The sequence below is a fragment of the Polaromonas sp. genome (genome assembly GCF_039932935.1).
Classification (GTDB): Bacteria; Pseudomonadota; Gammaproteobacteria; order Burkholderiales; family Burkholderiaceae_C; genus Polaromonas.
The window spans coordinates 1-22,598 of record NZ_JBDTPB010000059.1; the positions used below are offsets into that span (position 1 = coordinate 1).

Genomic DNA, 22,598 nt, shown 5'->3' on the forward strand with positions numbered 1-22,598 from the left:
TCTTGATGTCCAGGCAGCCGGCCAGCACCAGCGGCTGGTTGGCGACGATGCCTACTGTCTGCCCTTCCATGCGCGCGAAACCGATGATGATGTTCTTCGCGTACTCAGGCTGGATCTCGAAGAAGTCGCCGTCGTCCACCGTCTTGACGATGAGCTCTTTCATGTCATACGGCTTGTTCGGGTTCTCGGGCACCAGAGTGTCCAGACTCAAGTCCATGCGGCTGGCCGGGTCGGCGCTCGGGCGGATGGGCGCTTTCTCGCGGTTGTTCAGCGGCAGGTAGTTGTAAAGGCGGCGCAGCATCAGCAGCGCTTCGACGTCGTTCTCGAACGCCAGGTCGGCTACACCGCTGCGTGTGGTGTGCGTGGTGGCGCCACCCAGCTCCTCGGCCGTCACTTCCTCGTGCGTCACGGTTTTCACCACTTCGGGGCCGGTGACGAACATATAGCTCGAATCCTTGACCATGAAGATGAAGTCGGTCATGGCGGGCGAATACACCGCGCCGCCGGCGCAGGGGCCCATGACCATGCTGATCTGCGGCACCACGCCAGAGGCCATCACATTGCGCTGGAACACATCGGCATAACCGCCCAGCGACGCCACGCCCTCCTGGATGCGGGCGCCGCCCGAATCGTTGAGGCCGATGACGGGCGCGCCCACCTTCATGGCCTGGTCCATCACCTTGCAGATTTTCTCGGCATGCGCTTCGCTCAAGGCGCCGCCGAACACGGTGAAGTCCTGGCTGAAGACAAAAACCAGACGGCCGTTGATCATGCCGTAGCCGGTGACCACGCCGTCGCCTGGAACCTTGTTGTTCTCCATGCCGAAGTCGGTGCAGCGGTGCTCGACAAACATGTCCCACTCTTCAAACGTGCCTTCGTCGAGCAGCAACTCCAGCCGCTCGCGCGCCGTCAGCTTGCCTTTGCCGTGTTGCGCGTCTATGCGCTTTTGGCCGCCACCCAGGCGGGCCGCGGCGCGTTTCTTTTCGAGTTGTTCAAGGATTTCTTGCATCGTGTGTTCCGCAATTTTTAGACGGTGAAAATTTACTTGGCAGATTCAAACAAGAGACGCGCGGCGGCTTGGCTCATTCGGCGCGAGTCGTGTCCCACGCCCGGCACCGTGACGCGCTCCCAAGCCAGGGGCGTCCCCAGCTTCTGCGCCTGCGCCTGGGCTTGCGCAAAGAAGTTGGAGCCGCGCTCGAACCGGTTCGAGCCCTGGGCCGTAGCCTGCCTCGCCTTGGGCAGATTGGCTGCATCGGTTTGTGTATCGGCCTCACCGAGCAACACGATCAGCTTGCGCGAAAAAACCTGCTTGAGTTTTTCCGGGCCGACGATGCTCTCGTTGAGCGCGTAAGGAAACTTGTCGTCCATCAGGCCCGGGTAGCTGGGCATGGTGTAGCTGCCGGCGTTGGCGGCCACGGCAACGGAGACGCGTGGGGCGTCGGCCAGCAGCATGAAACGTTGCACGAACTGGCCGCCAGCAGAATGGCCGAACAGCAGATAGTCAGATGCCGACAGCCCTTCATCGGCACGGACAAAATCAAAAAGATCTTCGATGATCTGGAAGGACCACTGGCTGCGGTCACGGCTTTCAATGCCGCCCATGTTGAACAGCCGGGAAGAAAACCGCGCCTCGTCGAATTCCGGGGCCAGCACGATGAGTTTGTTTTTCTCGGCAAAAGGCATCCAGTTGTCGCGCATGCGCGAGCCCTGGCGTTCTGCGCCGTGGATCACCATCATCACCCTGGCATCAGGGCCGGCGCTGCGCGCCTTGTAGTAATGCACGGTGATGGGCTTGTCCGCAAAATAGCCTTTGTCGGTGAACACAAAGCTGCCCGGCGCGCCGGCCACCAAACCACCCGCCCAGACCATGCAAGCCTGCAAGAGCAACGCGCAAAAGAGGGCTGTCTTTTTCATTGGTTCCATCCCTTGGCCGCCAAGGCCAGCAGACTGCGGGCGGCAGTCGACGCAGCAACGTCCCCACGAGCCACCTCGGCCAGCAGGCCGGGCAAACGCTCACGCACTTCCGGATCCTGGCGGAAGGCCTGCTTGAGACCCGCGTCGATGCGCTCCCACATCCAGGCCAGCGATTGCTGCTGGCGCCGGGCGGCCAGCTGGCCGTTGGCAGTCTGCAGGGCCTTGAACTGCGTCACGGCTTTCCAGAACGCGTCGATGCCCTTGTTGTGCAGGGCGCTGAGCTGCATGACCTGTGGATGCCAGTGTTTGTCAAAATTTTCAGCCTGCGCTGCGCCCATTGCGTTGTTCACCAGTCCGAACAGGCGCATCGCCGAGGTGATCTGGGCTTCCGCCCGCATGGCCGCATCGGCATCGATGTCAGCCTTGTTGATGATGACCAGATCGGCCAGCTCCATCACACCCTTCTTGATGGCCTGCAAATCGTCACCCGCATTGGGAAGTTGCATCAGCACGAACATGTCGGTCATGTTGGCGACGGCGGTCTCGCTCTGGCCCACGCCCACGGTTTCGACAATCACCACGTCGTAGCCGGCAGCTTCGCAGACCAGCATGGCCTCGCGCGTTTTTTCCGCTACGCCGCCCAGGTTGCCGCTGGACGGGCTGGGGCGGATGTAGGCGCGCTCATGCACTGAGAGCTTTTCCATGCGGGTCTTGTCGCCCAGGATGGAGCCGCCCGAGACGGAGGAGGAAGGGTCGATGGTGAGCACCGCGACGCGGTGGCCCTGCTCAATCAGATGCAGGCCCAGTACTTCAATGAGCGTGGACTTGCCGACGCCGGGCACGCCGCTGATGCCCAGACGCATGGCTTTCCCGGTGTGCGGCAGCAAAGCCGTCAACAATTCGTCCCCTTGGGCCCGGTGGTCGGTGCGGGTGGACTCCAGCAGTGTGATGGCTTTGGCGATGGCGCGGCGTTGGAACTCTGGTTTGTCTCCGAGCACATTTTCCAGAAGATTGAACGGGAGGTTTCCACCGCTGCTGGAAGAGCCCTTCGATACCTCAGGGCGAACGGGGGTAGTGTTAGAGTGAGTGAGAGTGCCCTCAGAGCGAACGGGGGCAGAGTCAGGATGGACAGGGGAAGGAGAAATCACCCGCTTGCCGCCTTGAACATCAGCCTCAGTGTCACCCAAACCCCGGTCGCCCTGAGGTATCGAAGGGCCTTCACCAGCCAGATGCGCCGGCAACGGATTTTTCGTGCCCCACGCATGTCTTTGCACCGCTGTCCAGTCCCCGCGGATCAAAGCTTCCTTCTTTACCCGCGACCAGCCCTTGATCTGCTGTTCAAAGGCGATGGCTTGAGCGCGTGTTTCAAACTCCCCTTGCCAGACCAACTCCACCGGTTTGCGTGTGGATGTATAGCCAATCTCACCCGCATCGTGTTGAAACATGCGGGCGGCCATATCGTCCGTCTGGCCACCGTAATAGGAGCCGTCCGAGCATTTCAGCAGGTAGACGAAGAAGGGTTTCACTGATTCAGGTAGTTACAAGACTGAGGGTTTCCGGCGAGCCCTTCGATACCTCAGGGCGAACGGGAAAAGCAACGCATGAACGTTGAGCGGAATCACTTCAACGTTGCCCGGATCTGTTCCAGCACGTCCTTGGCGCTGGCCGGGATCGGCGTTCCCGGGCCGTAAATGCCTTTCACGCCGGCTTCGTAAAGCATCTCGTAATCCTGCCGCGGTATCACACCGCCGACAAAAACGATGATGTCGTCGGCGCCCTGCTTTTTCAGCTCGGCGATGATGGCCGGCACCAATGTCTTGTGGCCCGCCGCCAGCGTGGAGACTCCCACCGCATGCACGTCGTTTTCAATCGCCTGGCGCGCGCACTCCTCGGGAGTTTGAAAGAGCGGGCCCATGTCGACGTCAAAACCCAGGTCGGCGAAAGCCGTGGCCACGACCTTGGCGCCGCGGTCGTGGCCGTCCTGGCCAAGCTTTGAAATCATCACGCGCGGGCGGCGCCCCTGCTCTTCGGCAAAAGCGTTGATTTCAGCCTTGAGGGTTTCCCAGCCTTCGGCCGAGTCATAAGCGGCAGCGTACACACCGGTCACCTTTTGCGTATCGGCGCGATGGCGCCCGTAGACTTTTTCGAGGGCATCGCTGACCTCACCCACCGTGGCGCGCAGGCGCACGGCCTTGATGCTGAGGTCCAGCAGATTGCCGTTGTTATTTTCGGCGGCCGCGGTCAAGGCGTCCAGCGCCGCCTGCACCGCCGCATTGTCGCGGCTGGCCTTGATGGCCTTGAGCCTTGTGATCTGCCCGTCGCGCACTGCCACGTTGTCAATGTCGCGCGACTCGATCGCGTCTTCGGTCTTGAGTTTGTATTTGTTGACGCCAACAATCACGTCCTTGCCGCTGTCTATACGCGCCTGCTTTTCGGCGGCCGCCGCCTCGATCTTGAGCTTGGCCCAGCCGCTGTCGACCGCCTTGGTCATGCCGCCCATGGCTTCGACTTCCTCAATGATGGCCCAGGCGGCATCGGCCATGTCCTGCGTGAGCTTTTCCATCATGTAGCTGCCGGCCCAAGGGTCGATGACGTGGGGAATGTGGGTTTCTTCCTGGATGATGAGCTGGGTGTTGCGGGCGATACGGGCGCTGAACTCGGTGGGCAGCGCGATCGCTTCGTCGAACGAATTGGTGTGCAGGCTTTGTGTGCCGCCAAAGACGGCAGCCATGGCTTCGATGGTGGTGCGCACCACGTTGTTGTACGGGTCCTGCTCAGTCAGACTCCAGCCCGAGGTCTGGCAATGCGTGCGCAGCATCAGGCTCTTCGGGCTTTTGGCGTTGAAGCCCTTCATGATGCGGCACCACAGCAGGCGAGCGGCGCGCATCTTGGCAACTTCCAGGTAGAAATTCATGCCTATGGCCCAGAAGAAGCTCAGGCGGCCGGCAAATCCGTCCACATCCAGGCCCTTGCCCAGCGCAGTCTTCACATACTCTTTGCCGTCGGCCAGTGTGAAAGCGAGTTCGAGCGCCTGGTTGGCGCCGGCTTCCTGCATGTGGTAACCCGAAATCGAGATCGAGTTGAACTTGGGCATGTTCTGCGCCGTGTATTCAATGATGTCGCCGATGATGCGAATGCTGGGCTGGGGCGGAAAGATGTAGGTGTTGCGGACCATGAACTCCTTGAGGATGTCGTTCTGTATGGTTCCGCTTAAGTTTTCCTGGCTCACGCCCTGCTCTTCGGCGGCCACGACATAGCCCGCCAGCACCGGCAGCACCGCGCCGTTCATGGTCATGGAGACGCTGACCTTGTCCAGCGGGATCTGGTCGAACAGGATTTTCATGTCCTCGACCGAATCAATCGCCACGCCGGCCTTGCCCACGTCGCCGGTCACGCGCGGGTGATCGCTGTCGTAGCCGCGGTGGGTCGCAAGGTCAAACGCCACCGACACGCCCTGCCCGCCTGCGGCCAGCGCTTTTCGGTAGAAGGCGTTGGACTCCTCGGCTGTGGAGAAGCCCGCGTACTGGCGGATCGTCCACGGGCGCACCGCGTACATCGTGGCCTGCGGGCCGCGAACGAAGGGCTCAAACCCCGGCAACGTGTTGGTATGGGGAAGGTCTTTGACGTCCTCGGCGGTATAGAGCGGTTTCACGCTGATGCCGTCCGGCGTGTGCCAGTTCAGCGCACCCACATCGCCGCCGGGCGCCGATTTGGCGGCCGCTTTGGCCCAGACTTCAAGGCTAGCTGGGGGAAATTCAGGTTCTTTGCTGGGCTTGGACATGGGAGGTTCACCGTAACGAGATCTGCACGCCGGGGCGCTGAAACAGCATAGGCCCAACCGGCAAGGGAGTCATGAATCCGGCCAAGTTTATATCATTTATAATTATTGATGCAAAATTCAGTTTCCTGTAAGATGCCAGCTAGCTCGTGCTCAGCGCTGAAGGAAAGCAGCGCCCCGTCCGAGATTTTTGTACCCAAAACCACCTCAAAATGTCCATGGCCGCAGTGTCGCTGACCCCTCGAGCGCTTTACGAAGAAGTGGCGGAGCTTTTGCGCCAGCGCATCTTCAACCGCGAGCTGACGCCGGGCAGCTGGATTGACGAGCTCAAGCTGGCCGAGGAATATGGCATCAGCCGCACACCGCTGCGCGAAGCCCTCAAAGTGCTGGGCACTGAGGGGCTGGTCACGATGAAAGTGCGGCGTGGCGCCTATGTGACGGAAGTCTCCGAACGCGACCTGGCCGATGTGTACCACCTGCTTGCCTTGCTGGAGAGCGACGCGGCCGGCGTGGTGGCAGCCCAGGCCACGCCCGCCCAGTTAAAAGAATTGCAAAGCCTGCACAACGAGCTGGAAAAAGCCGTTGGCAATCGCGAGCGGTTTTTCGAGATCAACGAAGCCTTTCACATGCGCCTGCTGGAAATCGCCAACAACCGCTGGCGCGACCAGATGGTGGCCGACCTGCGCAAGGTGATGAAGCTCAACCGGCACAACTCGCTGCTCAAAAGCGGCCGTATTGAAGAGTCGCTGGCAGAGCACCGCGCCATCATGCAGGCACTGTCGTCAGGCGACGCGGATGCCACCGCGCAGCGCATGCGCGAACACTTCAGGAACGGACTGGAAGCGGCGGCTTGACAGACGGCGACGGCCTCGCAGTCACCAGGAAAACCCCAGGCAAAATCATTAAGGCGCCCATGGCATGGTGCAAGCCCAACGGCTCTCCCAGCACACCCCACGCGGCCAATCCGGCATACAGAGGCCCGAGGTACAGCGACACCGCCACGCGGCTCGCCCCCAGAATTTTCTGCGCCCAGCCATAGATCCAGTAAGCGCCCAGCCCCGGCACAATTGCGGCCACCACGATCAGCCATAGCCCGTAACCCGTCAGCGGCAATGCATCAGGCTGCGACATCTCCCACACGGTCAGCGGAATCAACACCAGCGTGCCGCCTGTGCAAATGGCGGCAAGGCGGGCCGTAGCGCCCAACGGGCTGGACCATTGCTTTTGCAGCAGCGCGTAGGCTGCCCATGACACCGTCGCGGCCACAATCCACAAGTCCCCCGCAGCGAACTGCACATCGGCAAGCGTGCCCCAGCGGCCTTTCACCACCACATGCACCACACCTGCGATCGCCAGCACCACACCCAAACCCTGGCGCGCGCCAAGGCGTTCACCCAGCCAAAGCACGGCGCCCAGGCCGATCAGCACCGGAGACGCAGAATAAATAAGCGCAATGTTCATCGCCCCGGTGGAGCGAGCGCCCTGGTACACCCAGGCGCCGCAGATCACCATGCCCAAAGTTCCCAGAATCAGGTACTGCCACCACACCCCGGCGATATCCGCGCGCTGACGCCACAGCTCCGAACGGGTCAACGCGAGCAGCAACAAGGCAGCCAGACCCCAACGTCCGAAGGCAAGCAGATAGGGACCGATCACCCCGGGTGCTTTGCGCGCCACGATGTAATTCACTGTCCAGAGCGCCGGCACCAGCCAAAGAAGGGCCGTCGCCTGGCGCGGATGCCTTTGCGCTGAATCAGGCATTCGCCGCCAGGGGGACTTCGGCAATGACCGGCGATGCAAGGGATGACGCATGCGCCAACGTCATCACCGCATGAGGGCTCATGTCGCGAAGGCGGTGGTCGCTCCAGACCTGGCGCCAGCGCCGCGCACCGGGCAAGCCGTTGCGCAGCCCCAGCATGTGCCGCGCGATGGCGCTTTTGGGGGTGCCGTGTTCAACGGCCTCGCGAACCATGTAGTCGCACATCTGCTCTTCGACAAGCTCGCGGGTGCGGTCCGCGGCGGTAGCCGCCGCGCCGAAAAATTCGGCATCCCAGGATGCGAGCCACCAGGGGTTGTGATAGGCCTCGCGGCCGACCATCACGCCATCGAGCTCGGCAAGCTGCTCAACGACTTGCTCGCTGGTGTTGATGCCGCCATTGATGCCGATGACCAAATGGGGGAACTCTTTTTTCAGCCGATGAACCAGCTCATAGCGCAGCGGCGGCACCTCGCGGTTCTCTTTGGGCGACAAGCCCTTGAGCCAGGCGTTGCGGGCATGCACCATGAACACCTTGCAACCGGCCTCGCTGACGGTTCCCACAAAGTCACGTACAAACTCGTAACTTTCGGCCTTGTCGATGCCGATACGGTGCTTGACCGTGACGGGCACCTCCACGACATCAACCATGGCCTTGACGCAGTCGGCCACGAGCTGCGGCTCGGCCATCAGGCACGCGCCGAAGGCGCCACGCTGCACGCGTTCGCTGGGACAGCCGCAATTGAGGTTGATTTCGTCGTAACCCCACTGGGCACCGAGCTGGGCGCAACGGGCCAAATCAGCCGGTTCGCTGCCACCCAGTTGTAAAGCGACAGGGTGCTCTTCGGTGTTAAAGCGCAAATGGCGCGCCACGTCGCCGTGAATCAGCGCACCGGTGGTGACCATTTCGGTATAAAGCAAGGCGCTGCGGGAGAGCAGGCGATGAAAGTGGCGGCAGTGCCTATCCGTCCAGTCCATCATGGGCGCAACGCTTAATCGCCACGGGTTAACCGGCAACGCAGCTGGCGCGCCCGATGTGGGCGCAAATGAAAATGGGGCTGACATCGCCCCATTTTCCCAGAAAGGACGCGCCCGCCCGCTGCACAGGGTCTTGCGCAGCCGCGGGCTGCAGTCCGTCAGACTTCCGCGGTCTTTATCTCGTCCATCAACTCCATCTTTCGCTGGCTCAATTCATCAGCCAAAGCGACCAGGTCCAGCTTGGACTTGCGGGCCTTCACAAACATTTCCTCGCGCTCTTCCTTGACGTGGTGGTCGATGTACTCGCCGAGCACGGTTACCCGGGCGTCATACAGGTCGTCTTCCGGGTCCATTCCTGATATCTGCGCAATCAGGTCTTTGGCCGTACTGTGTTCCACTTCGGCCTCATCGAGCAGGGGATCGTCATTGATGGCCGCACGAAGCTGTGGATAGAAAATCTCTTCTTCCATTTGCGCGTGCACCGTCAGCTCCTGGCAAATCTGGTCGGCGACTTCGCGTTTTTCCTCGCCCGATGCATTGCTGTCACACAACTTCTTGAACGTGGTGAAAAGTTTTTTAACAGCGATATGGTCAGCATCCAGCAGGTCGACGGCGTCATGCTTTTTCGCAGGTGCTTTGCTCATGGGGAATCCTCTTTGGGTTAAAAGTGTCTATCTGTGGGGTGAAATCACGCGGCCGAAAAGGCCAACCGCCCAGCCAATTTAGAGCGCAGCCCGCGCACGATCTGTGGGAAACCCCGGGGCGCTGGTGTAGGAATACAGGAAGCGCAAGGGTTTCGCCTTTTCCCGCTGCCCCGGCGAACGCTGCATCAGTACGCCGTCACCCGCCAAGCGGGTAATAATGACAGCCACCCCATTCAAAGGCTCGCGCTTCATCGCAGGACCCCACGACGACCATGCCGCAAAAATTCCTATTCCGCCCCCTCTCGGCCCTGTGCACTTCCCGCGCGCCTTCGCTTGCCCTGCTGGTTCCGCTGACTTTGCTGGTGGCATGCACTTCGGTGCCCCTACCCCCATGGACGCCGCCTTCCACACAGCCTTCAGCGCCAGCCCCGGTCGCCTCTGCTCAGCGCCCCGCGCCCGCCGCGCCGGCGGCCCAGACTTCGCCGGTCGCACCGCCTGTTGCGCTCACTCCCTCATCGCCAACAGCCAGCCAGCCGGAGGCTTACAGCAATGCGGTAGCTGCCCGCTTTCCGGCACCCGCCGTTGTCTACAACACGCCAGGCCTTCAACCAGGCCGCACCACGTTCACCACGCAGGCCGAGATCCAGACATGGCTGCGCGAGCAGGCCAGCGCGGCATCACGCACGCCCGGGATCCGGGCCGCCGTGGTGCCCATAGGCCGATCACAACGCGGCGAAACGCTTGAGGCATTGGTTCTGACCCGTGCCGGCGGCACGGACCCCACTGTGATGCACTCCGCGGGCAAACCCACGGTGCTGTTGGTGGGCCAGCAACACGGCGACGAACCCGCCGGTAGCGAGGCGCTGCTGGTGATCGCCAGGGAGCTCGCACAAGGCTTGCTGCTGCCTGCGCTGGACCGCATCAATGTGGTGATCGTTCCGCGCGCCAATCCGGACGGTGCGGCAAACGACCAACGCGCCACCACCGGCGGTCTCGACATGAACCGCGACCACCTGCTGCTCAATACACCTGAAGCCCAGGCACTGGCCAGGCTCGCGCGGGACTACAACCCCACGCTTGTGGTTGATGCCCACGAGTACACAGTGGTGGGGCGCTATCTGCAGAAATTCGGCGCAATCCAGAAATATGACGCTCTGTTTCAGTACGCCACCACAGCCAACCTGCCGGAGTTTTTGACCAAGGCCGCGGAAGAGTGGTACCGCCGGCCTTTGCTGGCCGCGCTGAAGGGGCAAAACCTCACGACCGAGTGGTACTACACCACCTCAAGCGATCTGGCCGACAAAAAAATCTCCATGGGCGGGACCCAGCCCGACACCGGACGCAACGTGTACGGACTGAAAAACGCCATCAGCCTGCTGATCGAGACACGCGGCGTCGGCATTGGCCGCCTGCATATCCAGCGGCGCGTGCACACCCACGTGACAGCCATTACCAGCGCACTCGCAAGCACCGCGCAGCGCGCCAGCGAACTGCAGCAGCTGCGTCCCTACATCGACAAGGAAGTCGGCGCCAAGGCATGCAAGGATGAAGCCGTCGTGGAGGCTGCTCCTACTTCCGCGCAATACGATCTGGTCATGCTCGACCCCGTGACAGGCGCCGACAAGGCCCTGTCAGTGGACTGGGATTCCGCGCTTGCGCTACGCAGCCTCAAAGCCCGGGCTCGCCCTTGCGGCTATTGGTTGTCGGCCGCATCCACCGTGGCCGTAGACAGGCTCCGGCTGCACGGCGTACAGGTGCTGCGCGTTGCAGAACAGGGCTCCATGCTCGGCGACAGCTATCGCCAGGTTTCCAGCACATCTGGCGAGCGCCAGGACGTGCGCGGCGCCATCGCTGACGCCAAGGCTGTCATCAAGGTCCAGGTCAGCCTGGCCCGCGGTGTGGTGGACGCGCCCCGCGGCAGCTACTACGTGCCACTCAACCAGCCACTGGGCAACCTCGTGATGGCCGCACTCGAGCCCGATACCCAGAGCAGCTATTTTGCCAACCAGCTCCTGCAGAGCCTGCAAAGCACAGTGCGCGTCATGGCCGACCCGACGCTCAAGCTAGAAGAGCTGAATTAGCCGTCCGCCCCCACGCAGGAGTGAGGACTTTATCCTAACCAGCAAGGGCCGCGGGACTGGCTTCGCCAGACCGCAGGCGCAGCGCCCCCTCGGGGGGGCAGCGCATTACACGAAGTGAAAAGCGTGGGGGCCACATCCTTGACTTGACGACCATGTCTGACAGGCAGAGGATGCTGTTGCTGACCGGAAATTCCTGTTTTCTGCGCCTTAATGATTTGACGCAAGTTAATGCATGAAAGGATTCGCCATGAAAAACTTTGAAATGACCAAGAAGATGCTGAGCATGGGCGGCGTGTTTTATCCCACGGGCTACGCGTTCATCATGTTTCCCGACGCTGACGACGCCAGGCAGATTGCCCACGAGCTGGAGACCGGCAGCGACGGGGTCATGCTGCTGACACCCGAAGAAATCCTCGCGGATATCGGCCACGTCGACGGCCATTCAGAGGTGACCCTGCCGCGCGTCGGAACGGAAGGCGCTACTGTGCATAAATACGTGGACCTCGCCCGCGAAGGCCACCACGCGCTGATGATTCCCGCATCCTCGCGGGAAGCGACAGAGCGCATCATGGAAGTGGTCCGCAAGGTTCCTTTTTCGTATGCCCAGAAGTACCACAGTCTGGCCATTGAAGACCTGGAATAAGGGAGTCAACGCGGCCAGACCTTGAACGCCCCGCCCGCGCCTGGCCCGCCTGGCGGCCCGCTGAATTTCCGCAGTTCGGGGCGCTGAGCGAGTTTGAGGCACACTGCGCCTCATGCCAAAGCCCACCCACAGCCTGGTCCACGCCAACCCGACCTCCCGTGCACAGCAGCTGATTGAGCAACTGAAGCTGGAGCCCCATCCGGAAGGAGGCTGGTACCGCGAAGTATTCCGATCCGCCTGCACAGTGATTCCCCAGGACGGCAGGCCCGCCCGAAACGCCCTGACCTCCATCTACTTTCTGCTCGAAGCGGGGAACCACTCCCGATGGCACCGGGTCCTGTCTGACGAGGTGTGGATTCATCTGGAAGGGGCGCCACTCACACTGTGGACAGCCGAGATACCAAGCAAGCAACTCCACCAGGCCTGGCTGTCTCCTGTTGCGCGGCCCGATGCGCCTCACACCGGCTCGCAGTGTGGTGAGCCCCAACAAGTGGTCAGGGCCGGTCTGTGGCAGGCCGCACAGCCAGACCCTGACGACACCCATGCGTTTACGCTGGTCGCATGCGCAGTGGCTCCTGGTTTCGATTTCCTGGATTTTCAACTGATGCGGCCGGACAGCGTGGAAGCGCGCTGGATGGCGGCCGAGCACCCGCATTTGGCGCCACCGATCTGATCTACGCAAAACTTTCAGCACACGAGAGACGAACCATGATTGACCTGCACTATTGGCCGACACCCAACGGGTGGAAGATTTCCATCATGCTGGAAGAATGCGGACTACCGTACCGGTTGGTCCCGGTGAACATCGGCAAGGGTGAGCAATTCACACCGGAGTTTCTCGCCATCAGCCCCAACAACCGAATGCCGGCCATCGTTGACCATGCGCCAGAGCCTGGCGGCGCGCCGGTCGCGGTGTTTGAAAGCGGCGCCATTCTGCTGTACCTCGCAGAAAAAACCGGCCGCTTCCTGCCTGCAGATTTTCGTAATCGCTACCAGGCCTTGCAGTGGCTGATGTGGCAAATGGGTGGACTGGGCCCGATGGCGGGACAGAACGGGCATTTTCTGCTGTACGCACCGGAAAAAATTCCTTACGCCATCGACCGCTATAACAAGGAAGTGGACCGGCTGTACGGTGTGCTGGACGCGCAGCTGGCGCGCACAGGAGCACATGTTGCAGGGGCGGATTACTCTATCGCCGACATGGCTATCTTTCCGTGGGTGCGCACGCACAAGGCCCAGCAGGTGGACTTGAGCAAGTTTCCCCACGTACAGCGCTGGTACGACGCCTTGTTCGACAGGCCCGCCGTCAGGCGAGGACTGGACCTGGGCAAAGCCTTGCGCGCCCCGGCGCTGACCGAAGAGGCGCGCAAGGCGCTGTTTGGGCAGACCGCACAAAGCATTCGCGACGGCGCCCACACGGCTTCCTGACTTTCAGAACAGGGACTCCCATGATTGAATTCTTCTTTGACTGCTCCAGCCCCTGGACGTACCTCGCCTTTCGCAACATACAGCCGCTGGCCGCTGAGCTCAACGAAGATATCCGCTGGCGCCCGGTGCTGGTAGGCGGTATTTTCAACAGCGTCAACAAAGGCATTTACGCGGCGCGCGAGGACATGAACTCGCCGAAGAACCGTTACATGCTCAAGGATGTTCGGGACAGTGCACGCGAAGCGGGCCTGAGCATTGTTTTTCCACCCAAGGTGTTTCCGGTCAACAGCGTCAAAGCCATGCGCGGTTGCCTGTGGATTGCGCAGGATGCTGCAGCGCAGCCGCACTACCTCACGTTTGTCGAAGCCGTTTTTGCCGCCTATTTCACGCGCGAAGAAGACATTTCACAGGATGACGTATTGGCCGCCGTGTGTCGGCAAGCGGGCATAGATGCCGAGGCATTCCTGGCCGGCATTGCAAGGCCAGACATCAAGGACCAGCTCAAAGCCAACACCGATGAGGCGATACAGCGGGGCGCTTTTGGTTCACCGACCTTCTTCGTCGGAGACGACATGTATTTTGGCAATGACCGGTTGCCACTGGTACGGGCGGCGGTGCTGCGGGCCAGGGGCTAATGCGCGGCCTTTGAGGCCGCTGTGGCCGCAGCACGCTCCAGAACATGGCGCGTCATGGACTGCGCCAACTCATGCTCACCCAGAAAAACCTTGCCGGCTTTCTCGCTGTCGAGCAAGCGGGCCTCGGCTTCGTTATGCGTGCGCACCACGGTTTCAATGGCTGGATTCAGCGCCCGTGCCGTGGCCACGATCTGCCTGACATCCAGCGTGTCGGGCGTGGCGATCACCAGCATGCGCGCCTGCGCAATGTGTGCCTGGATCAACACTTCGGCCTCAACAGCATCGCCCGAGACGGCGGCCGTGCCCTGCGCCCGCAAACGCTCCACGGCTTCGCGGTTCTGCTCGGCCACCACAAAAGGAATGTGGTGGGCTTTTAACGCGTCGGCAATGCGCCGCCCCACCCTTCCATAGCCGACCAGCACCACATGGTTCGACAGGTATTTTTCATCAGTGGTGGCCGGCAACTCGGCGGTCGGGTCATCACGCGCTTCAAGCTTGCGCGCCAGCGGCGATTGGGCCAATATCCATTTCTGCAGCGGCTCAACTGCCTTGAACACCAGCTGGTTGAGTGCGATCGAAATCAGCGCGCCCGCCAACACCAGGCTTTGCCCTTCAGGCGGCAACAGGCCCAGCGACGCACCCAGTCCCACCAGGATGAAGGAAAACTCGCCAATCTGCGCCAGGCTGGCCGACACGGTGAGCGCCGTGTTGAGCGGATAGCGAAAGGCCATGACCAGCACGCCGGCCGCCAGCGTCTTGCCCACGATGATGATGCCCACGACCGCCAGCACCTGCAGCGGCCGCTCGAGCAACACCCAGGGATCGAACAGCATGCCGACCGAGACAAAAAACAGCACGGCGAAAGCGTCGCGCAAGGGCAGCGACTCTTCGGCCGCGCGGTGGCTGAACTCGGACTCGCGCATCACCATGCCGGCAAAGAAGGCGCCCAGCGCAAAGGACACACCGAACAGCGCCGTGGCGCCGAAGGCTATGCTGACAGCCGCGGCCACCACGCACAAGGTGAACAGCTCGCGCGAACCGGTGCGCTGCACCTGCCACAGCACCCACGGAAAGAATCGCCGCCCCACGACCAGCATCAAGGCCACAAAACCGCCCACCTGAAGCAGCGTGATGCCCAGCGTTTTCCACAGCGCATTGACGTCGGCATCGACTTTGCCCGACAGCCAGCCGCCCAATGGCGGCAACAACACCAGCACGAGCACCATGGCCAGGTCTTCAACGACCAGCCAACCCACCGCGATGCGCCCGTTGACCGAATCGAGGATGCCGTGGCTTTCGAGCGCCCGCAGCAACACCACGGTGCTGGCCACCGACAGCGACAAGCCGAACACCAGCGCCCCACCGAGGTTCCAGCCCCACCAGTGCGCCAGGCCCATGCCAAGTGCGGTCGCCACGGTCATCTGCACGATGGCGCCAGGCACGGCGATCTTGCGCACCGCCAGCAAATCATCCAGTGAGAAATGCAGGCCCACACCGAACATCAGCAGCATCACGCCGATTTCGGCGAGCTGGCTCGCGATCTCCGCGTCCGCCACGAAACCCGGCGTGAAGGGGCCGATGATCACACCGGCCAGCAGATAGCCCACCAATGCCGGCAAGCGCAGCCGCACGGCGAGAAAGCCAAATATCAGGGCCAGGCCAAGGCCTGCGGCGATGGTGCTGATCAGGGAGACGCTGTGGGGCATGCGAGAGGGATTCCTTCATGGCGGCGGTTAAGGAAGGCCTGCGACGCAGCCTGAGCATGCAGGCTGTCCCCGTAGAACGTTTCTTCAATTTACTACAGCTGTACCAGGCGGCCCCTGCCAATCCCCCACGGGCGTTCAGGTTGTTGACCCTGGCGGCCCCGCAAAACCATACCTCGATACCAACAAGGAATGAGTGCTACGCCGAAATGCAAAAAACCCGCCGAAGCGGGTTTTAGCAAGCATCAGCAGGCAACGCTCAGCCCATGTGCAGCCCGCCATTGAGGGAGAAGTCAGCCCCTGTGGCATAGCCCCCTTCGTCGGAGGCGATCCAGGAAATGATGGAGGCGATTTCTTCAGGCTGGCCGAGTCGTTTGGCCGGCACGCCGGCCACAATTTTCTCCAGCACATCGGGGCGAATGGCTTTGACCATGTCGGTGCCGATATAACCCGGGCTCACGGTATTGACCGTGACGCCCTTGCTGGCGACTTCTTGCGCCAGCGCCATGGTGAAACCGTGCAAGCCCGCTTTGGCGGTGGAATAGTTCACCTGACCAAACTGGCCTTTCTGGCCGTTGACCGACGAGATGTTGATGATGCGGCCGAAGCCCGCTTCGATCATGCCTTCGATGACCTGTTTGGTCACGTTGAACATGCTGTTGAGGTTGGTCGAGATCACGGCGTCCCAGTCGGCCTTGCTCATCTTGCGGAACTGGCCGTCGCGCGTGATGCCGGCGTTGTTGACCAGTACGGCCACCGGACCGTGCTCGGCCTTGACCTTGTCAAAGGCCCCGACGGTGGAGTCCCAGTCACCGACATTGCCCACCGAGGCGTAAAAAGTATGGCCCAGTGCTTTTTGCTCGTCGAGCCACTTGCTGAAGTCGCGCGTAGGGCCGCAACCGGCCACCACCGTGTATCCATCCTTGTCCAGCCGCTGGCAGATGGCGGTTCCAATGCCGCCCATCCCGCCTGTGACATACGCTACTTTTTTTGCCATTGCGCTCTCCTTGATCTTGTGAATTATTTCGAAACCGTTTGACTGGCTGACAACTTCCGTCGCCGGGTGTGTTCCGTATTGCTATTAATTTAATAGCTACTTGCGCGCATCCAACGCCGGCTGCAGCTTGTTTTACCTCATATTCAGCGTTCCAGTGTGAGGGCAACCCCCATGCCGCCGCCAATGCACAGGCTGGCAATGCCTTTTTTGGCGTCGCGCCGCACCATTTCGTGCAGCAGCGTCACGAGGATGCGGCAGCCGGATGCGCCGATCGGGTGGCCGATCGCGATGGCGCCGCCGTTGACGTTGACCTTGCTGGTGTCCCAGCCCATTTCCTTGTTGACCGCACAAGCCTGGGCAGCAAAGGCTTCGTTGATTTCGAGGAGGTCGAGGTCTTGCGCCTTCCAGCCGGCGCGCTGCAACGCTTTTGTCGACGCCGGCACAGGGCCCATGCCCATGTAGGCGGGATCAAGACCGGTGGTGGCGTAGCTGGCGATGCGGGCCAGGGGTTTGAGGCCAAGGGCTGCGGCTTTTTTCGCCGTCATCACCATCACGGCGGCGGCGCCGTCATTCAGGCCCGAGGCATTGCCGGCCGTCACGCCGCCGGCTTTGTCGAAAGCCGGGCGCAGGCCCGCCAGGCCTTCGGCGGTGGTCTTGCGGTTGATGAATTCGTCCGCGGCAAACACTACAGGATCGCCCTTTTTTTGCGGGATCGAAATGGGGATGATTTCATCCTTGAATTTGCCCGCATCCTGCGCGGCCGCGGCCTTGGTCTGGCTGCCCAGCGCCAGTGCGTCCTGCGCTTCGCGGTTGATGCTGTATTTTTTGGCGACGTTCTCGGCGGTGATGCCCATGTGGTACTGGTTGTAGACGTCCCAGAGACCATCGACGATCATGGAGTCAACCATCTTCCAGTCGCCCATGCGCTGACCATCGCGCGAGCCATTGAGCACGTGCGGGGATGCGCTCATGTTTTCCTGGCCGCCAGCGATCACGATTTCACTGTCGCCCGTGGCTACGGACTGTGCGGCCAGCATGACGGCCTTGAGGCCCGAGCCGCACACCGCGTTGATGGTCAGGCCGGGGATGCCGTTGGGAAAGCCCGCCTTGATAACAGCCTGCCGCGCGGGATTCTGGCCGACGCCGGCCGTCAATACCTGGCCCAGAATGACTTCGCCGAGCTGGTCGGCATTGAGGCCCGCGCGCTCCAGCACACCTTTGATGACGGCAGCGCCCAGTTCGGTGGCGGGGATTTTGGCGAGTGAGCCGCCAAATTTGCCCACGCCAGTGCGGCCGGCGGCAACGATAACGATGTCTTCCATGATGTGTCCCTTTTGAAGTTTCTGGATACGTTGATGATGAATGCGGTTTGGGACGGCCCCGGCCCGGCTCAGGCTTTGGCCTTGACGTAGCGCCCCGGTGCGGCCTCAATGGCCTTGTGCTTGCGGTTGCCATAGGCTTTGGGCGCAGCAATTTGCTTGCCGGCGTGGCCCTTGAGCCAGTCCGACCAGTCTGTCCACCAGCTGCCGGGGTGCTCCGTCGCGCCCTCAAGCCACTCGGCTTGTGTGGCGGGAAATTTGCCCTGGGGTAGCTTGTCGCGCGTCCAGTAGCTTCGTTTTTTCTTGACCGGCGGGTTGATCACGCCGGCGATGTGACCCGACGCGCCCATGACAAATCGCTTCTTGCCGGGCAAATGCTGGGTGGAGGCGTAGGCGCCGCCGATGGGCACGATGTGGTCTTCACGCGAGCCATAGATGTACACAGGAATGTCGACCTTGTGCAAGTCCACTTTCTGGCCGCACACCACGAGCTTGCCAGACTTGACGAGGTTGTTCTCGAAATAGGTATTGCGCAGATACCAGGCGTAAAACGGGCCCGGCAGGTTGGTGGAGTCACTGTTCCAGTACAGCAAGTCAAAAGGCGGCGGCGTTTCGCCCTTGAGGTAATTGCCGACCACGTAATTCCAGACGAGGTCGTTCGGGCGCAAAAAGCTGAAGGTGGAGGCGAGATCCTGGCCCTTGAGCAAACCGCCCTTCCCCATTTCCGCCTCGCGGTACTTCACCGAGGTTTCATCGATGAAGATGTCGAGGATGCCCGTGTCGGTGAAGTCCAGAAACGAGGTCAACAGCGTGGCACTGGCCACCGGTTTTTTTCCCTGCGCAGCCAGCACCGACAGCGCCGTGCCGAGAATGGTGCCGCCTACACAAAAGCCCAACGCATTCAGGGTCTTGGCGCCGGTGATCTCCTGCACCACCTCGATGGCCTTGATGGCCGCATGTTCGATGTAGTCGTCCCAGGTCTTTTGGGCCATCGACTCGTCCGGGTTGCGCCAGCTCACCACGAAGGTGCGGTGCCCCTGGCTGGCGGCATAACGGATCAACGAGTTTTCAGGCTGAAGGTCAAGGATGTAGAACTTGTTGATGCACGGCGGAATAAGCAGGAAAGGTTTTTCATAGACCTTTGCCGTCAGCGGCTTGTATTCCAGCAGCTGAAAGAATTCATTTTCAAACACCACCGCACCCTCGGTGGTGGCAACATTCTTGCCGACCTCGAAGACGCGTTCGTCGGTCATGGACACGTGGCCCTGCTTCAGGTCGTGCAGCAGGTTGGTGAGGCCCTGGGCAATGCTCTCGCCCTGGCTTTCGATGGCTTTTTGCTGCGCCTCGGCATTGAGCGCCAGGAAATTGCTGGGGGCCGTGGCGGCCATCCATTGCTCGACGGCGAAGCGCAGTCGGGCGCGGGTCTTGGCGTCGCCTTCCACCGCATCTGCCAGGGCCATGAGGGTTCGGGCGTTCAGCAGGTAGGCAGAGGCCGAAAACTTCGAAACGGGATTGGCCTTCCAGGCCTCGGCGGAAAACCTGCGATCAGCCGACGCGAGCGTGTCGGCGCCTGCCTGTAAACCCTGGTTCCACAAAGCCGAAGCGTCGGCAACGTAACGCTGCTGCAATGCCTGGAGCTTTTCGGCATCAAACTGCAGGGCCGGCTGCGACTGCGCGGGCCGGGGAGCGTTCATCGGAGGGAAACCGGGAGGAAAGCCGGCAGGCATACCGGCGCTGGTCATGGCGCTCATGGCCTGCTGCAGGCCCGCACCAAAGGTTTCTTGCATCTGCTGGGCGGCCTGAGCCCAGTTTGCGTCAGAATTCATCTTGTCTCCCCGATCATGTTGAGTCCGGCGACTCTTTTGAGCACACCATCAGTATCGTAGGATTTGCTTTGAAAATTCCTGACCCCACGCATAGTTTATGTATTTGATTGTCATTGCCTGGATATACGTCGTGCTCATGATGAGTGTGGCGGAAGCCACCAACAGCACCGGAACGGTGCTGGGGGCGGTGATGACCTTTGTACTCTATGGCGTGGGGCCCGTGGCATTGGTGGTTTACCTGATGGGCGCACCGGCCCGCAGCAAGGCATTGAAAAAGCGTGCGGCGCAGGCCTTGACGCAACCCGAAGAACCGTCGGCCGGGGCGAAGGCTGGCGAAAAGGCACACGCGGACACGGCTTTGCCGGAAGATGCTCGCGAAGCCAAGCCGCCAAGCCTGCCCTGAAGCCTTCAGCGCCCGGCGCCGCAGAAACGCCAGGGTCACTCCCTCCAGACACAGGCGGCCATGCGGCCAGTGGTGCCCATACCGTTGCCACTGGGGCCGGCATCGCGCCGATGCGAAAAAAAGCGTGAGGCATTGCCCACGGTGCACCATGCGGGGCTGCCGTCGTTGCCATAAACCGCTGTAATGCCCATGGCCTCCAGCCGAAGGCACGCCAAGCCCGGCAGGTTGGCAAGAAATTTTCCATCTGCACCGGCAATGCGCGTGAACAAGGCGGCCGCTTCCGGTTGAACCGATTCGAACGCCAGCTTGACTTCCGGCCCCACTTCAAACGCATCCGGTCCAATGCAGGGGCCCATCCACGCTATTATTTTGATAGCTGCTTGCGCCCGGCCATCTTGCCTTGTGGCTATTAATTGCTTGTAAATTGACTCGAGCACACCGACACCTCCCGTGCCGGCCAGCCCCCGCCAGCCGGCATGCGCCGCCGCAATAACGCGGCCATCGTCCGTGGCCAGCAGCACAGGCAGGCAATCGGCCACCATGATGCAGCAGGCTTGTTCCGATTGAGTCGAAATGCAGGCATCGGCGACATGCCCATCGGGCGTATCGGCGTCCAGTTGAACGACATCCGTGCCGTGCACCTGCTTGAGGAACACCGGCCGGCGGCCGATGGCCTTTGCCAGCAAAGCCCGGTTCGCCGCGACCCGCGCGGGCTGATCGCCCACGTGGTCGCCGAGGTTCATGCTTTCAAAAGGCGCCTCGGAAACACCGCCGCCACGGGTGGTAAAAACAGCTTTCACCCCCTGCGGCGCGGGCCACTCGGGCACAAGCCAGTTGTTCTGAAATGCCGGCACGTTGCAGCGATCAGGCTTCGTTGTCGGGGCAGGCGGAAGGCTGCGCTTTCTGGAACGCAGGATGCGCCATGCAGGCGTCAAACGCGGCCATGGTGCGGGGTAGTCCGTCAAAGCTCACGTTAAACCGTTTGGCGTTGAAGATTTGCGGCACCAGGCAACAATCAGCCAGCGTGGGTGTGTTGCCGTAGCAGTAAGTCGATGCCGGCAATTGGGCCAACTGGCGCTCGAAAGATTCCAGCCCTTCCCGGCACCAGTGCACATACCAGGCGTTCTTGGCCGCTTCATCGAGCTTCAGCTCTTTCACCAGGTACTTGAGCACGCGCAGGTTGTTGACGGGGTGGATTTCGCAGGCGATGGACTGGGCCAGCGCACGCACCTTGGCCCGGCCCATCGCATCGGCCGGCAGCAGGGCCGGCTCGGGGTGTGTCTCATCCAGGTATTCAATGATGGCCATGGACTGGGAGAGTTTTTCGCCGTCGACTTCCAGCAAAGGAACCAGGGTGTCGGCGGCCAGCGCAGCATAAAGCGGCTGCTTGTGCTCGCCTTTGGCGATGTGCACGGGGACGTAGTCGTAGCTGAGGCCCTTCAGCTCCATCGCAATGCGTACACGAAACGACGACGAAGAGCGGAAATAGTTGTGGAGTTTCATCTCTAAAGCATAAACCGAAACGATGACTCGGCCCTGTCCGAATCGCCTGCGCGACTGACGCAAGACCTTGCCGGCACTACCATTCGGCGACACGCCCCTTCCTACAAATTCAGCGGAGACATCCATGAGCGCCATCACCACTTTAAGCAACCACCAGATACGACTGGCCAGCCGTCCCGTCGGCCTGCCCACCCGTGACAACTGGAGCTTCACCACCGAGCCCGTCGCCGAACCCGGCCCGGGCGGCGTGCTCGTCAAAACCCTGTATTTGTCGCTGGACCCGGCCATGCGCGGCTGGATGAATGACGCCAAGAGCTACATCCCACCGGTGGAAATCGGCGCTGTGATGCGCGCCGGCGGCGTGGGCAAGGTGATTGCCTCGCAAAACCCGGCCTTTGCTGTGGGTGACTATGTCAACGCCGCGCTCGACGTGCAGGAGTACTGCCTGATCCCGGCCGACCAGATCAAGCGCAGCGGCATGTTCAAGATCGACCCGCGCCTGGGCCTCACCTCCTGGCTCAACGTACTGGGCATGCCCGGCATGACGGGCTACTTCGGCCTGCTGGAAGTTGGCTTGCCCAAGGCGGGCGAAACCGTGGTGGTCTCGGGCGCCGCCGGCGCCGTGGGCCAGACGGTCGGCCAGATCGCCAAGCTCAAGGGCTGCCGCGTCGTCGGCATTGCCGGTGGCAAAGCCAAGTGCGACTGGGTGGTGAGCGAGCTGGGCTTTGACGCCTGTATCGACTACAAGAACGGCGACGTGCGCGCCGGGCTGAAAGAGCATTGCCCCAAAGGCATCGACATTTATTTCGACAACGTGGGCGGCGAGATTCTGGACATGGTGCTGGCGCGTCTGGCGCGCGGTGCCCGCATCATCATTTGCGGTGCCATCAGCCAGTACAACAACACCGCACCCGTGAAGGGCCCCGCCAACTACCTGTCGCTGCTGGTCAACCGCGCCCGCATGGAAGGCATCGTGGTGTTCGACTACGC

21 protein-coding genes and 1 pseudogene are annotated in these 22,598 nt (G+C 61.6%); 8 read left to right on the forward strand and 14 right to left on the reverse strand.

Annotation, left to right across the window (positions count from 1 at the left end):
* The 5 genes and pseudogenes from ABI546_RS10565 to scpA all read right to left on the reverse strand — a co-directional run.
* Positions 1 to 1,009: acyl-CoA carboxylase subunit beta (locus ABI546_RS10565; protein WP_348046554.1), on the reverse strand; the 1,009-nt coding region annotated here is incomplete at its 3' end.
* Between the two features lie 32 nt (positions 1,010 to 1,041).
* Positions 1,042 to 1,914: a hypothetical protein gene (locus ABI546_RS10570; protein ID WP_348046555.1), complete on the reverse strand. Its 873-nt coding sequence runs from the start codon at positions 1,912 to 1,914 to the stop codon at positions 1,042 to 1,044.
* Entirely contained in the window at positions 1,911 to 2,921 is a 1,011-nt protein-coding gene (meaB, locus tag ABI546_RS10575) for a methylmalonyl Co-A mutase-associated GTPase MeaB (RefSeq protein WP_348046573.1), read from the reverse strand. The genes ABI546_RS10570 and meaB overlap by 4 nt, the downstream gene beginning before the upstream one ends.
* Positions 2,922 to 3,233: 312 nt before the next feature.
* A pseudogene (locus tag ABI546_RS10580) lies at positions 3,234 to 3,440 on the reverse strand (GIY-YIG nuclease family protein); the annotation flags it as partial.
* A 92-nt stretch (positions 3,441 to 3,532) separates the two neighbouring features.
* Positions 3,533 to 5,695, reverse strand: a complete 2,163-nt coding sequence (gene scpA / locus ABI546_RS10585; RefSeq protein WP_348046556.1) for a methylmalonyl-CoA mutase — start codon at positions 5,693 to 5,695, stop codon at positions 3,533 to 3,535.
* 215 nt (positions 5,696 to 5,910) lie between these two features.
* Here scpA and ABI546_RS10590 point away from each other — a divergent pair, with 215 nt between their 5' ends.
* Entirely contained in the window at positions 5,911 to 6,546 is a 636-nt protein-coding gene (locus tag ABI546_RS10590) for a GntR family transcriptional regulator (protein WP_348046574.1), read from the forward strand.
* Here the strand turns inward: ABI546_RS10590 and ABI546_RS10595 are convergent.
* From ABI546_RS10595 to ABI546_RS10605, 3 genes are all read right to left on the reverse strand, one after another.
* Positions 6,518 to 7,453, reverse strand: coding sequence for a DMT family transporter (locus ABI546_RS10595; RefSeq protein WP_348046557.1), 936 nt, complete (start codon positions 7,451 to 7,453; stop codon positions 6,518 to 6,520). The genes ABI546_RS10590 and ABI546_RS10595 overlap by 29 nt on opposite strands.
* Positions 7,446 to 8,513 (reverse strand): tRNA dihydrouridine(20/20a) synthase DusA, encoded by a 1,068-nt coding sequence (dusA, locus tag ABI546_RS10600; protein ID WP_348046558.1) that lies wholly within the window; start codon positions 8,511 to 8,513, stop codon positions 7,446 to 7,448. The genes ABI546_RS10595 and dusA overlap by 8 nt, the downstream gene beginning before the upstream one ends.
* A 71-nt stretch (positions 8,514 to 8,584) precedes the next feature.
* The gene (locus ABI546_RS10605; RefSeq protein ID WP_348046559.1) at positions 8,585 to 9,070 is read right to left on the reverse strand and encodes a hemerythrin domain-containing protein; all 486 of its coding nucleotides are present in this window, start codon (positions 9,068 to 9,070) and stop codon (positions 8,585 to 8,587) included.
* 272 nt (positions 9,071 to 9,342) lie between these two features.
* On the opposite strand from ABI546_RS10605, the gene ABI546_RS10610 reads away from it, so the two are divergent.
* The 5 genes from ABI546_RS10610 to ABI546_RS10630 all read left to right on the forward strand — a co-directional run bounded on the left by ABI546_RS10610 (position 9,343) and on the right by ABI546_RS10630 (position 13,857).
* Positions 9,343 to 11,151, forward strand: a complete 1,809-nt coding sequence (locus ABI546_RS10610) for a M14 family zinc carboxypeptidase (protein WP_348046560.1) — start codon at positions 9,343 to 9,345, stop codon at positions 11,149 to 11,151.
* A 247-nt stretch (positions 11,152 to 11,398) separates the two neighbouring features.
* Positions 11,399 to 11,794, forward strand: a complete 396-nt coding sequence (locus tag ABI546_RS10615; RefSeq protein WP_348046561.1) for an RNA-binding protein — start codon at positions 11,399 to 11,401, stop codon at positions 11,792 to 11,794.
* 112 nt (positions 11,795 to 11,906) lie between these two features.
* Positions 11,907 to 12,467: a cupin domain-containing protein gene (locus ABI546_RS10620; RefSeq protein ID WP_348046562.1), complete on the forward strand. Its 561-nt coding sequence runs from the start codon at positions 11,907 to 11,909 to the stop codon at positions 12,465 to 12,467.
* 35 nt (positions 12,468 to 12,502) lie between these two features.
* Positions 12,503 to 13,222 carry a glutathione binding-like protein gene (locus tag ABI546_RS10625; RefSeq protein ID WP_348046563.1) on the forward strand — a complete coding sequence of 240 codons (720 nt, stop codon included), beginning with the start codon at positions 12,503 to 12,505 and terminating at the stop codon, positions 13,220 to 13,222.
* Between the two features lie 20 nt (positions 13,223 to 13,242).
* Positions 13,243 to 13,857 carry a 2-hydroxychromene-2-carboxylate isomerase gene (locus tag ABI546_RS10630; protein WP_348046564.1) on the forward strand — a complete coding sequence of 205 codons (615 nt, stop codon included), beginning with the start codon at positions 13,243 to 13,245 and terminating at the stop codon, positions 13,855 to 13,857.
* Here ABI546_RS10630 and ybaL read toward each other — a convergent pair.
* The 4 genes from ybaL to phaC all read right to left on the reverse strand — a co-directional run bounded on the left by ybaL (position 13,854) and on the right by phaC (position 19,702).
* Positions 13,854 to 15,563, reverse strand: coding sequence for a YbaL family putative K(+) efflux transporter (gene ybaL / locus ABI546_RS10635; RefSeq protein ID WP_348046565.1), 1,710 nt, complete (start codon positions 15,561 to 15,563; stop codon positions 13,854 to 13,856). The two genes, ABI546_RS10630 and ybaL, sit on opposite strands and share 4 nt — an antisense overlap.
* A gap of 256 nt (positions 15,564 to 15,819) precedes the next feature.
* Positions 15,820 to 16,557, reverse strand: coding sequence for an acetoacetyl-CoA reductase (gene phbB / locus ABI546_RS10640; RefSeq protein ID WP_348046566.1), 738 nt, complete (start codon positions 16,555 to 16,557; stop codon positions 15,820 to 15,822).
* Between the two features lie 143 nt (positions 16,558 to 16,700).
* Positions 16,701 to 17,879: an acetyl-CoA C-acetyltransferase gene (locus tag ABI546_RS10645; RefSeq protein WP_348046567.1), complete on the reverse strand. Its 1,179-nt coding sequence runs from the start codon at positions 17,877 to 17,879 to the stop codon at positions 16,701 to 16,703.
* Positions 17,880 to 17,947: 68 nt separating this feature from the next.
* The gene (phaC, locus tag ABI546_RS10650; protein ID WP_348046568.1) at positions 17,948 to 19,702 is read right to left on the reverse strand and encodes a class I poly(R)-hydroxyalkanoic acid synthase; all 1,755 of its coding nucleotides are present in this window, start codon (positions 19,700 to 19,702) and stop codon (positions 17,948 to 17,950) included.
* 97 nt (positions 19,703 to 19,799) lie between these two features.
* Here phaC and ABI546_RS10655 point away from each other — a divergent pair, with 97 nt between their 5' ends.
* Positions 19,800 to 20,105 (forward strand): hypothetical protein, encoded by a 306-nt coding sequence (locus ABI546_RS10655; RefSeq protein WP_348046569.1) that lies wholly within the window; start codon positions 19,800 to 19,802, stop codon positions 20,103 to 20,105.
* A gap of 35 nt (positions 20,106 to 20,140) precedes the next feature.
* On the opposite strand, the gene pgeF is transcribed toward ABI546_RS10655, so the two are convergent.
* Positions 20,141 to 20,932, reverse strand: a complete 792-nt coding sequence (gene pgeF / locus ABI546_RS10660; RefSeq protein WP_348046570.1) for a peptidoglycan editing factor PgeF — start codon at positions 20,930 to 20,932, stop codon at positions 20,141 to 20,143.
* Between the two features lie 37 nt (positions 20,933 to 20,969).
* Positions 20,970 to 21,608, reverse strand: coding sequence for a maleylacetoacetate isomerase (gene maiA, locus ABI546_RS10665; RefSeq protein ID WP_348046571.1), 639 nt, complete (start codon positions 21,606 to 21,608; stop codon positions 20,970 to 20,972).
* Positions 21,609 to 21,732: 124 nt separating this feature from the next.
* Here maiA and ABI546_RS10670 point away from each other — a divergent pair.
* Positions 21,733 to 22,598: NADP-dependent oxidoreductase (locus ABI546_RS10670; protein WP_348046572.1), on the forward strand; the 866-nt coding region annotated here is incomplete at its 3' end.

What these genes read in the sequence shown, in the direction of transcription:
- ABI546_RS10570 (WP_348046555.1), bottom strand. Translation starts at nt 1,914, where the DNA reads ATGAAAAAGACAGCCCTCTTTTGCGCGTTGCTCTTGCAGGCTTGCATG.
- scpA (WP_348046556.1), bottom strand. Translation starts at nt 5,695, where the DNA reads ATGTCCAAGCCCAGCAAAGAACCTGAATTTCCCCCAGCTAGCCTTGAA.
- ABI546_RS10590 (WP_348046574.1), top strand. Translation starts at nt 5,911, where the DNA reads ATGGCCGCAGTGTCGCTGACCCCTCGAGCGCTTTACGAAGAAGTGGCG.
- ABI546_RS10595 (WP_348046557.1), bottom strand. Translation starts at nt 7,453, where the DNA reads ATGCCTGATTCAGCGCAAAGGCATCCGCGCCAGGCGACGGCCCTTCTT.
- dusA (WP_348046558.1), bottom strand. Translation starts at nt 8,513, where the DNA reads ATGTCAGCCCCATTTTCATTTGCGCCCACATCGGGCGCGCCAGCTGCG.
- ABI546_RS10605 (WP_348046559.1), bottom strand. Translation starts at nt 9,070, where the DNA reads ATGAGCAAAGCACCTGCGAAAAAGCATGACGCCGTCGACCTGCTGGAT.
- ABI546_RS10610 (WP_348046560.1), top strand. Translation starts at nt 9,343, where the DNA reads ATGCCGCAAAAATTCCTATTCCGCCCCCTCTCGGCCCTGTGCACTTCC.
- ABI546_RS10615 (WP_348046561.1), top strand. Translation starts at nt 11,399, where the DNA reads ATGAAAAACTTTGAAATGACCAAGAAGATGCTGAGCATGGGCGGCGTG.
- ABI546_RS10620 (WP_348046562.1), top strand. Translation starts at nt 11,907, where the DNA reads ATGCCAAAGCCCACCCACAGCCTGGTCCACGCCAACCCGACCTCCCGT.
- ABI546_RS10625 (WP_348046563.1), top strand. Translation starts at nt 12,503, where the DNA reads ATGATTGACCTGCACTATTGGCCGACACCCAACGGGTGGAAGATTTCC.
- ABI546_RS10630 (WP_348046564.1), top strand. Translation starts at nt 13,243, where the DNA reads ATGATTGAATTCTTCTTTGACTGCTCCAGCCCCTGGACGTACCTCGCC.
- ybaL (WP_348046565.1), bottom strand. Translation starts at nt 15,563, where the DNA reads ATGCCCCACAGCGTCTCCCTGATCAGCACCATCGCCGCAGGCCTTGGC.
- phbB (WP_348046566.1), bottom strand. Translation starts at nt 16,557, where the DNA reads ATGGCAAAAAAAGTAGCGTATGTCACAGGCGGGATGGGCGGCATTGGA.
- ABI546_RS10645 (WP_348046567.1), bottom strand. Translation starts at nt 17,879, where the DNA reads ATGGAAGACATCGTTATCGTTGCCGCCGGCCGCACTGGCGTGGGCAAA.
- phaC (WP_348046568.1), bottom strand. Translation starts at nt 19,702, where the DNA reads ATGAATTCTGACGCAAACTGGGCTCAGGCCGCCCAGCAGATGCAAGAA.
- ABI546_RS10655 (WP_348046569.1), top strand. Translation starts at nt 19,800, where the DNA reads ATGTATTTGATTGTCATTGCCTGGATATACGTCGTGCTCATGATGAGT.
- maiA (WP_348046571.1), bottom strand. Translation starts at nt 21,608, where the DNA reads ATGAAACTCCACAACTATTTCCGCTCTTCGTCGTCGTTTCGTGTACGC.